This window comes from Rhodococcus sp. ARP2 (assembly GCF_001029585.1).
Lineage (GTDB): Bacteria > Actinomycetota > Actinomycetes > Mycobacteriales > Mycobacteriaceae > Rhodococcus_F > Rhodococcus_F erythropolis.
In genome coordinates this window covers 85,428-94,189 of sequence record NZ_LEKE01000002.1, presented here as the reverse complement: position 1 = coordinate 94,189, position 8,762 = coordinate 85,428, and the positions used below count along the sequence as shown (strand labels likewise).

11 protein-coding genes are annotated in these 8,762 nt (G+C 62.8%); 5 read left to right on the top strand and 6 right to left on the bottom strand.

Translation table 11 applies throughout. From position 1 onward, the window contains the following. Both ABX74_RS01270 and ABX74_RS01265 read right to left on the bottom strand, forming a co-directional pair. Positions 1–711 (bottom strand): hypothetical protein (locus ABX74_RS01270; protein ID WP_047888049.1); only part of this gene is annotated, 711 nt, incomplete at its 3' end. After that, positions 701–1,399, bottom strand: a complete 699-nt coding sequence (locus ABX74_RS01265; protein ID WP_041815093.1) for a metallophosphoesterase — start codon at positions 1,397–1,399, stop codon at positions 701–703. The genes ABX74_RS01270 and ABX74_RS01265, both read right to left, overlap by 11 nt. Before the next feature lie 71 nt (positions 1,400–1,470). Between ABX74_RS01265 and ABX74_RS01260 the strand changes: the two genes are divergently transcribed. Continuing rightward, positions 1,471–2,055 carry a suppressor of fused domain protein gene (locus ABX74_RS01260; RefSeq protein WP_019749342.1) on the top strand — a complete coding sequence of 195 codons (585 nt, stop codon included), beginning with the start codon at positions 1,471–1,473 and terminating at the stop codon, positions 2,053–2,055. A 25-nt stretch (positions 2,056–2,080) separates the two neighbouring features. Here ABX74_RS01260 and ABX74_RS01255 read toward each other — a convergent pair whose 3' ends face one another. Together ABX74_RS01255 and ABX74_RS01250 are read right to left on the bottom strand one after the other, a co-directional pair. After that, the gene (locus tag ABX74_RS01255; RefSeq protein ID WP_007736117.1) at positions 2,081–2,527 is read right to left on the bottom strand and encodes an SRPBCC family protein; all 447 of its coding nucleotides are present in this window, start codon (positions 2,525–2,527) and stop codon (positions 2,081–2,083) included. A 133-nt stretch (positions 2,528–2,660) separates the two neighbouring features. Next, entirely contained in the window at positions 2,661–3,731 is a 1,071-nt protein-coding gene (locus ABX74_RS01250) for a magnesium and cobalt transport protein CorA (protein WP_019749341.1), read from the bottom strand. Positions 3,732–3,889: 158 nt separating this feature from the next. Between ABX74_RS01250 and ABX74_RS01245 the strand changes: the two genes are divergently transcribed. From ABX74_RS01245 to ABX74_RS01230, 4 genes are all read left to right on the top strand, one after another. Beyond that, the gene (locus tag ABX74_RS01245) at positions 3,890–4,744 is read left to right on the top strand and encodes a PHP domain-containing protein (RefSeq protein WP_019749340.1); all 855 of its coding nucleotides are present in this window, start codon (positions 3,890–3,892) and stop codon (positions 4,742–4,744) included. Next, positions 4,741–5,355: a MarC family protein gene (locus ABX74_RS01240; protein ID WP_189637302.1), complete on the top strand. Its 615-nt coding sequence runs from the start codon at positions 4,741–4,743 to the stop codon at positions 5,353–5,355. Before ABX74_RS01245 ends, ABX74_RS01240 begins: the two co-directional genes overlap by 4 nt. A gap of 3 nt (positions 5,356–5,358) precedes the next feature. Beyond that, on the top strand, positions 5,359–5,733 hold the full coding sequence (locus ABX74_RS01235) for a hypothetical protein (RefSeq protein WP_020908450.1): 375 nt from the start codon (positions 5,359–5,361) through the stop codon (positions 5,731–5,733). Positions 5,734–6,125: 392 nt separating this feature from the next. Beyond that, positions 6,126–7,319, top strand: a complete 1,194-nt coding sequence (locus ABX74_RS01230) for an NADP-dependent malic enzyme (RefSeq protein ID WP_003945072.1) — start codon at positions 6,126–6,128, stop codon at positions 7,317–7,319. 71 nt (positions 7,320–7,390) lie between these two features. On the opposite strand, the gene ABX74_RS01225 is transcribed toward ABX74_RS01230, so the two are convergent. Together ABX74_RS01225 and ABX74_RS01220 are read right to left on the bottom strand one after the other, a co-directional pair. Continuing rightward, on the bottom strand, positions 7,391–8,080 hold the full coding sequence (locus ABX74_RS01225; RefSeq protein ID WP_047888047.1) for an ABC transporter permease: 690 nt from the start codon (positions 8,078–8,080) through the stop codon (positions 7,391–7,393). Then, positions 8,077–8,760, bottom strand: coding sequence for an ABC transporter permease (locus tag ABX74_RS01220; RefSeq protein ID WP_019749338.1), 684 nt, complete (start codon positions 8,758–8,760; stop codon positions 8,077–8,079). The genes ABX74_RS01225 and ABX74_RS01220 overlap by 4 nt, the downstream gene beginning before the upstream one ends. Positions 8,761–8,762 lie beyond the last annotated feature (2 nt).

Here is an 8,762-nt window from a genome sequence, read left to right as displayed (position 1 = left end):
CCTCAGCATTCGCACGACGGGGAGAAACTCCTCGCCGAACCAGCGCCGGGCGACCGTGTCTCGGCCGAGGAACTCACCCTTTTCCTGCATGAGCCGAAAACCCCACGCCTCCACGCACTCACTGAGTTCGGCGTACTCCCACGGGTCGGTGACCTGGACAGCTTCGCGTTGTGAACCCTGCAGCGGAACGCGACTGAGGAAGAGTCGGCGATGGTCCTTGATGAGCAGATCGGCGCGCTGAGTGATGCCTTCCGGCGAGATGCGCGTGATGATCTCGGTGACGTACGCGTCGATTGTCTTCTGGTGCATCGCACACGCAATGGACACTCGGTGGTGTCCGTCGATCACGAAATGCATGGAGCCGACACGGTACAACTGAACGGGTGGCACCGATTCGCCGCGTCGTTGCGCCACCGCAAGTCGCTCCCAACGAGCGCGCGAATGAGTGGACGTCGGACGGAAGTACCTGTCGAAATCACCTGTGCGGTCGACACTTCCGACTATCGATTCGATGGTGACGACCTGTAGACCCAGAGACTTCTCACCAACCTTGCCGAGCGCTGCGACAACCTCGTCGAACGGCAGGATCGCGTTGACGTCGTCCGGTTCGCGTCGTAGCCAACTGACCAGACGGGCAACGTCGGCGCGTCGACGCTGACGAGCGAAGTCGTTTTCCGCGTCGGCTGTGGGAAATCCGGTGTCACGAGCCATGTCGGCGCCTCACGATCGTCGGCGGAGTACCTGGGGAAATCTCCATCAGCGTGAAGCCGACGGTATTGAGCACGATAGTCCGGCCTACCTCCAGATCGAGAGGTGTTCGCCCGTGCGGGTGGATGTGTCCGTGAATCATGACCGTCGGATCGAGGGTGCGGATCAAGGGGGTGAAGCATTCGAACCCACGATGTGGCCGATCCTCGGCGTCGCCGACACCGCGGGCGGGGCTGTGGGTGAGCAGCACATCCACGCCCGCCCGGCCGCCGGGAAGCCGCGATTGCCAGGCGTTTCGCCAGGTGAGCGAGCGGGCGCGTCGGCTCTGCTGGCGCTCGGACCACTGATTGGGACCCGTGTTGTATCGGATGGAACCACCGAGGCCCGCGATCCGCAGACCGGCGACGGTCACGATGCGTCCGTCGGCGTTGACTGCGCCGGTCGGGCCGGGCCACTGCGCCGGCATACCTGCCCGCATCCAACCGGATCTCTTGTTCAAATATCCGGACAGATCGACGTCGTGGTTTCCGGGAACGAACACGCACGGCGCATTCAGTTGGTCAGACAGGTACTCCAGATACGCAAACGGCAGGTCGCCCGCGCCGAGGATCACGTCGACTCCGAGTGAACGAACTTGACTGCTCCACAGGAATTCGACGGTCTCGTCGCTGACAGCGAGAACGGAGACCATTTCGACGACGCTACCGCCACCGCGAGGTATCTGCGCTGCGAACCTCGCGGGCACGGTGTTTAGATGGACGAGTGTCAGACAGCGTCGTATCTTCCGTCCGGGCCCATCTCGTCAGCAGCATCGAGGGGCCGGACCCCACCGCGGCCTCAGTGACGTTCCTCGGTGTCGAACCGCTGGACGTGCTGCGTTTCGAATCACCCGACGGCCTGGTCCGCTACGTCACACTGGGGTGCTCGCGTCATCCGATGGGCGACCCCAACGAACTGGTCGCAGACCCCACACGCGGTCCTCGCGCCGAGTTGGTGCTCACCCTGCGCGGTGGCACGGGTGTCGCGTCGGGTGTGGCCAGGACGCTCGCGGTGCTGGCTGCGGCGCCGTCCGTCGAAGGCGTCGTGCTGCTCGAGGACGCACTGTTGGACCTGGGCGAGCCGCTGTGGAAGGACACTGCGTTCACGGCGGTGCTTCTCGGTGACAGCGGGATCGCCGACCTGACGCTGCCGGAGCCGTTCGATCCGGTGCGCTTCCTTGGCGTGGTCCCCCTGACCGGTACCGAAGCCGCCTGGGTGCGTCTGCGCGGCGCGGAGGCCCTGCGGGAAGCGTGGACCGAGGCGGGGATCGACATTCGCGATCCGCACCGTTCCGCTGCCTCGCTCTAGCTGCGCCGGCGCTTTGTCCGTCAGATCATTCGGCGTGCACGAGGATGTCCGCCAAGTTCTCGAGACTTACCCGAACGGTCCGTGAAAATGCTTTCGTCACGATCGGGTCGGCCATCTTGCCGAATACGCCGCCGAGTCCGCTTTCGCTGTCGAGTCGGTAGGTGACCCGAGTGCCGTCACCGACTTCTTCGCAGGTCGTGGTCTGCGAGAAGCTGACCGGACTTTCGACGGACGTCGATTTCGACGATCTCGGTGGGTCGTACTCGGTGAATTCGGATGTCCACTCGAGGCGCTTGCCCAGGATTCTCGAGACACCGTGCCAACGGCTTCCCACGCCCATCGGGCCGTCGGTGATCTGTTTGCACTCGACCATCGAATTCTCCCAGTTGGGCCAGTTCTCGGCGACGGCGATGTACTCCCAGACGTCCTTGGGTGGCAACGCGATCTCTACAGACTGCTCGACTGTAGGCATGGTTGTTCCTCCATCTCTCCTGGATCTGAATTTGCTTGTCGCAAAATGAATTTCGGGAACGGAATGAAAATGCGTACCCATATCCATTGTCCGCCTGCGACGGTGGCAAGTACAGGGAGTCAGCGTGCGAGGTTCACAGCCAGTTGTTGCGACGGAAGAGAAAGAACAAGCCGACACACACCGACGCGATGAGGAACAGGATGGACTGATAGCCGTACTTGTAACCGAGTTCCGGCATGTTCTCGAAGTTCATTCCGTAGATACCGGCAACGCCCGTCGGCACGGCGGCGATAGCGACCCAAGCCGAGATCTTGCGCATGTCGGTGTTCTGTTGCACCGCGATCTTCGCGAGTGCGGCATCGACGAGAGAACTCAACACCTCGTCGTATTCCGAGATACGTTCGGCCACGATCGTGTGGTGATCCCTTACGTCACGGAAGTATCGCCGGATCTCCTTCGGGACGAGGCCGCCCGCGGGCTGGGTCAGCTGGAGCAGTGGCAATCCGAGTGGAGTGACCGAGCGTCGTAGTTCGACGATTTCACGTTTGAGCAGGTAGATATGCTCGACGGCAACGGTGTTCCGCGGGTTGAACACCAACTCTTCCATGCTGTCGACGTCCTGCTCGACGAGTTGAATGACGGAGAGATAGCTGTCGACGACGTGGTCGGTGATCGCGTGCAGCACCGCGAACGGGCCCATGGCGAGGCGCTCGGGATTCTGCTCGAGTGACTTGCGCACGCTTGCCAGTTCGGAGTGATCCCCGTGACGGACGGTCACCACGAAGTCGGGACCGACGAACACCATGATCTCGCCGGTTTCGACGATCTCGCTCGCCGTCGCCACGGACTCGTGCGGTACGTAGACGACCGTGCGCAGCACCAGGAACATGACGTCGTCGTAGCGTTCGAGTTTCGGGCGCTCGTGTGCATGGACGGCATCCTCGACCATCAACTCGTGGAGTCCGAAAGTTGCTGCGACATCTTGCATCTGGCCTTCGTCGGGTGCATGCATGCCCACCCAGACGAACGCGTTGTCTCGACTACGAACCTCGGCCAACGCGGCGCGGTGCGTGTACTTGCCCGGCAACCGCACGCCGTCAACGTAGACCGCGCAGTCGACGATCGCGCGGGCTGCCGGAACGGGGATCTTGGGCGCATCGGCTTGCGTCGATTTGCCGTTCGACCAATTCGGCAGTGACGGCATGGTTGGCACGCTCGCTCCTTCTCGGTCTGTAGTGCAGGGGAACGGCACTGCAGCGACACGTGATCGAATTGCGCTGCCGCTGCGGCGTAATCGTACGTCAGCTTCCGGCTCGGCCACCGGAGCGCGATGAAGTTGCCGATTGCTGACACACTGGAACAGTGCGAATAGACCTTCACACCCACTCCAACGCATCGGACGGCACCGATACCCCGGCTGCCCTCATGCGCGCCGCAGCCGACGCCGGACTCGACGTCGTCGCCATCACCGATCACGACACGACTTCGGGCTGGGCCGAGGCGGCGCACGCCTTGCCTGCCGGCGTCAGCCTGGTTCGTGGGATGGAGATGTCGTGCGAAGGTCGAGGTGAGCGTGGTTGGCCGGTCGCTGTTCATCTGCTGGCGTACCTGTTCGATCCGACGCACCCCGAATTCGCCAAAGAACGTGAGCGACTGCGCGCCGAACGCGTCGAACGTATCCGGGTGATGACAACCATGATGGCGCGCGACGGTCTGCCCGTCGATCCCGATCAGATCTTGGCTGACGCCGGTCCGTCCGTCGGACGCCCGCACGTCGCAGCGGCCCTGATGCGAGCGGGAGTGGTGTCGAGCATCAGTGAGGCTTTCTCCGACCTGTTGTCCAGTCGAGGGCGATACGACGTTCCCAAGTACGACACTCCGCTCGAGTACGCCGTCGAACTGGTGGCAGCGGCCGGGGGAGTAACTGTCCTTGCGCATGGACGTGCCCGTTCGCGCGGCGGATTGCTTGCGCTCGACCACATCCGTGATCTGGCCGATCTGGGTCTCGGGGGTCTCGAAGTCGATCACCCGGACCATCGCAGCGACGATCGTGACGTCCTGCGCAGCCTGGCCGTCGACCTGGGCTTGGCAGTCACCGGATCCTCGGACTACCACGGCGAGAACAAGACGATCGGACTCGGCGACGAGCTCACGGACGAGGCCGAGTTCGACAAACTCGTCTCGGCTGCCACCGGCGTGGAGGTACTTGGGCGCTGATGCTCGACACCACGCTCTACCTCACCGTGTTCATCACGCTGTTCGTGATCATGGACCCGCCCGGAGTCATCCCGGTGTTCTTGTCACTGGTCGGCCGCAAAAGCCGTGAAGATCGCAACCGAGCGGCATGGCAGGCCCCCGCCGTCTCCCTTTCGGTCATCTCGGTCTTTGCCATCGGCGGTCAGGCGATCCTCAACTACCTTCACATCGGCATTCCGGCGTTGCAGGGCGCAGGCGGATTGCTGCTGCTTCTCATCGCACTCGAACTGCTGACCGGGAAGGCCTCCAACCGTCCGCAGGGAGCCGACGACGTCAACGTCGCACTCGTTCCGCTGGGAACGCCGATGATGGCCGGTCCCGGTGCAATTGCGGCTGTCATCGTCTTTGTCGCCCAGGCCGATGGTGAAGCGGCGTCGTATCTGGCGATCGCGTTGGCGATTCTGTCCATCCACCTGGTGCTGTTCGTGGTCCTGCGCTTCTCGACGGCACTGATCCGGATACTGGGTGAGGGTGGCATCAGCCTGCTGGCACGCATCGCCGGTCTTTTGCTCGCCGCCATCGCAGTTCAACTCATTGCGGAATCAGTCCGCGGATTCGTCGCGGGAGCGTAAGAGATGACATACGACGACAGGTACGAGGACGACTACCGGTACCAGGATTATCAGGACTATCAGTACGAAGACGATTACGACTATCCCGCCGACAAACGACAATGGCTGCTGGTTCGCGCTCTACGCGCCCTGAGCGGCACCGTGGCGGCCGGAATCGTGGTCTTGACACTCGTCATCATCGGTTCGGCATATCTGGGCGGCAACCGCGGATTCCCGGGTCCGGGAACAACGTCGATCACCGCGCACATTGCGGCCTCGGTGGTTGCTTTGGCCGCGCAGATCTGGTGCGACCGCAGGCGGGGTATCGCGGCGGTTGCCGGATCGGTGGTCGTGCTCGTGGTGGCGGGGCTGTTGTTGGTGACGCAGTGGTGGGGATGACTGGGTGGGGATGACTGGGTGGGAATGACGGCTCGGGTTCGAGTGTGGTGAGGAATCCGACCGCTTGGAGGATTTGATTGTGATCCGACTCTGGTGGCAAACTGGAGTTACTTCGAGGCGGCGCCACAGCCCGGCCCCGAAGTGCAGGTTTCGTCAGAATTTCTCCCGAAACCTAGATTGCATGGATACGCCAGGGCTCACCCGCCCCACACCATGACGCTTCGGATGTATTGCGGCCCACTTTCTCGCGCACGCCGAATGCTCTTCTTCTCAGTAGTCGTTCGCGGAAGAAATGATCTCTGACCGTTGTGAACGTAGTTTCGCAGCGGTCCGAAGGATTACTTCCCAGTAACCCAGCCCCGCTTGAGGCTGGACTAATCAGGAGTGTCATCGTGTCCCTCGTGACTGAAGCCATCAACGTACCCAAGGTCGAGTTGACCGACGAAGAAATCTTTGCCGCTCACGTCGGTGGCAAGCTCTCGGTCGAGACCACCGCGCCGCTCGATACGCAGCGGGCCCTCTCGATCGCCTACACGCCGGGTGTTGCTCAGGTGAGCCGCGCCATCGCTGCAGACGAAACCCTCGCCGATCGATACACGTGGACCAACCGACTCGTCGTCGTGGTCAGCGACGGCACCGCGGTTCTCGGACTCGGCGACATCGGCCCCCGCGCGTCGCTGCCCGTCATGGAGGGCAAGTCGGCACTGTTCAAGAACTTCGCCGGACTGAACTCCATTCCGCTGGTTCTCGACACCAAGGATCCCGACGAGATCGTCGAGACGCTCATCCGTCTGCGCCCGAGCTTCGGCGCGGTCAACCTCGAGGACATTTCGGCGCCGCGTTGCTTCGAGATCGAAAAGCGCGTCATCGAAGCCCTCGACTGCCCCGTCATGCACGACGATCAGCACGGAACCGCCATCGTGGTCCTCGCTGCCCTCAAGGGCGCCGTGAAGGTCCAGAGCCGCGACATCACCACACTCAAGGTCGTCATCTCCGGCGCCGGTGCTGCGGGTGTTGCGTGCGCGAACATCCTGCTCGCCGCCGGAATCAGCGACGTCATCGTGCTGGACTCGAAGGGCATCATCTCGGGCGAGCGCAGCGACCTCAACGACGTGAAGGCAGAACTCGCGGCCCGCACCAATCCCCGCGACCTGCACGGTGGTGCCATCGAGGCTCTCGAAGGTGCCGACGTGTTCCTCGGTGTCTCGGCGGGCAAGATCCCCGAGGAGCTCATCGCTTCGATGGCTCCCGAGTCGATCGTGTTCGCGCTCTCCAACCCGGACCCGGAGATTCACCCCGAAACCGCGTCGAAGTACGCGGCGATCGTGGCTACGGGTCGCAGTGATTTCCCGAACCAGATCAACAATGTTCTCGCCTTCCCCGGTGTGTTCAAGGGCGCGCTCGACGCCGGCGCCCGTCGCATCACCGAAGGTATGAAGCTCGCTGCCGCCGAGGCAATCCTGTCGGTGGTCGGCGACGAGTTGGCGGCGGACAAAATCGTCCCCAGCCCACTCGACCCTCGCGTGGCACCCGCAGTAGCGGAAGCCGTCGCGGCCGCAGCGCATGCTGAGGGCGTGACCAGCTAAGAGGGACTACTAAAGCCCCGATCGGAACCCGCACACAAGGTTCCGATCGGGGCTTTTTCGTGTGTACCGATCTACAGACGAGTGAGATCGGGTGTTCGGCGCAGCCTGCCGGTCCCGGGAACCGATGCCCAGACCACCAGCGCCAGTAAGCCGTCCACGACCAGAGCCACAACCGCGACCAGGATTGCGCCGACGACCACTCGGTCGTACTTGTAGAGCGCGAGACCGTCGAAGATGTACCGGCCGAGGCCGCCGAGGTTGACGTAGGCGGCGACCGTTGCCGTGGCAATCACCTGCAGTGTCGCGTTACGCAGTCCGCCGAGAATCAATGGCAGCGAATTGGGTATCTCGACGCGGAAGAGCACTTGGAGTTCGGTCATACCCATCGCCCGCGCGGCCTCGACGACGCCGCGGTCGACGCTGGCAATTCCGGCGTACGTGCCGGCGAGTAGTGGGGGAATGCCGAGGATGACGAGGGCGAGAATCGGCGGCATCACCCCGAGTCCCATGAGAAGAACGAGGAAGGTCAGCAGGCCGAGAGTGGGCAGCGACCGCAGTGCGTTGACCAGACTGACGACCACGATCTCACCGCGACGCAGATGGCCGATGAGTAATCCGATGGGCACCGCGATCACAGCCGAAAGCGCCACGGCCAGAACGCTGTACCAGAGGTGCTGGAGGATGCGGGTGCCGATTCCGGTGTCGCCGCTCCAATTTCCGGGATCGACGATGAAGTCCCAGGCTCCGGTGAAGATGCTCATACGGGTTCCCCCTCGGCAGCCACGACGGCGGGGACCTTCGACGAGGTCGATGTTCTGGTCCACGGGGTCAGGAATCGGCCGATCAGATACAGGATCAGGTCGAGCGCTAGGGCCAGCACGACAATCGCGATGATGCCGGCAACGATCTGGTCCGGGTAGTCGCGGTCGTAGCCCTGTTTGAACAGAACTCCCAGCCCGCCGATTCCGATCAGCGATCCGACCGAAACCAGCGAAATATTGGTAACGGCAATAACTCTGATGTTCGCGATCATCACCGGCAGTGCCAACGGCAACTCGACCGTCAGGGCGCGTCGTAGCGGTGTGAACCCGACGGCGGTGGAAGCGTCGATGACGTTGTCCGGCACCGAATCGAGTGCTTCGGGCACGGCCCGGATGAGCAGTGCCGTCGCATAGACGCTCAGTGCGATCACGACGTTGAGCGGATCAAGGGTCTTGAGTCCGAACAGCTGGGGGATGGTGACGAACAGCGCGAGCGACGGAATCGTGAACGCAATGCTCGCCAGGGTCAACGTGATTCGGCGCAGCCATCTGACGTTGCGGATCGCTGTTCCGACCGGAACGGCAATCAGGAGACCGATCAACAAGGGCAGCAGCGCCAGATACAGATGGGTCTTCGAGTAGTCCACGACCGTCGAGAAATTGTCGATGAGCCAGCGCATGC

What these genes read in the sequence shown, in the direction of transcription:
- ABX74_RS01255 (WP_007736117.1), bottom strand. Translation starts at nt 2,527, where the DNA reads ATGCCTACAGTCGAGCAGTCTGTAGAGATCGCGTTGCCACCCAAGGAC.
- ABX74_RS01265 (WP_041815093.1), bottom strand. Translation starts at nt 1,399, where the DNA reads ATGGTCTCCGTTCTCGCTGTCAGCGACGAGACCGTCGAATTCCTGTGG.
- ABX74_RS01235 (WP_020908450.1), top strand. Translation starts at nt 5,359, where the DNA reads ATGACATACGACGACAGGTACGAGGACGACTACCGGTACCAGGATTAT.
- ABX74_RS01220 (WP_019749338.1), bottom strand. Translation starts at nt 8,760, where the DNA reads ATGCGCTGGCTCATCGACAATTTCTCGACGGTCGTGGACTACTCGAAG.
- ABX74_RS01225 (WP_047888047.1), bottom strand. Translation starts at nt 8,080, where the DNA reads ATGAGCATCTTCACCGGAGCCTGGGACTTCATCGTCGATCCCGGAAAT.
- ABX74_RS01250 (WP_019749341.1), bottom strand. Translation starts at nt 3,731, where the DNA reads ATGCCGTCACTGCCGAATTGGTCGAACGGCAAATCGACGCAAGCCGAT.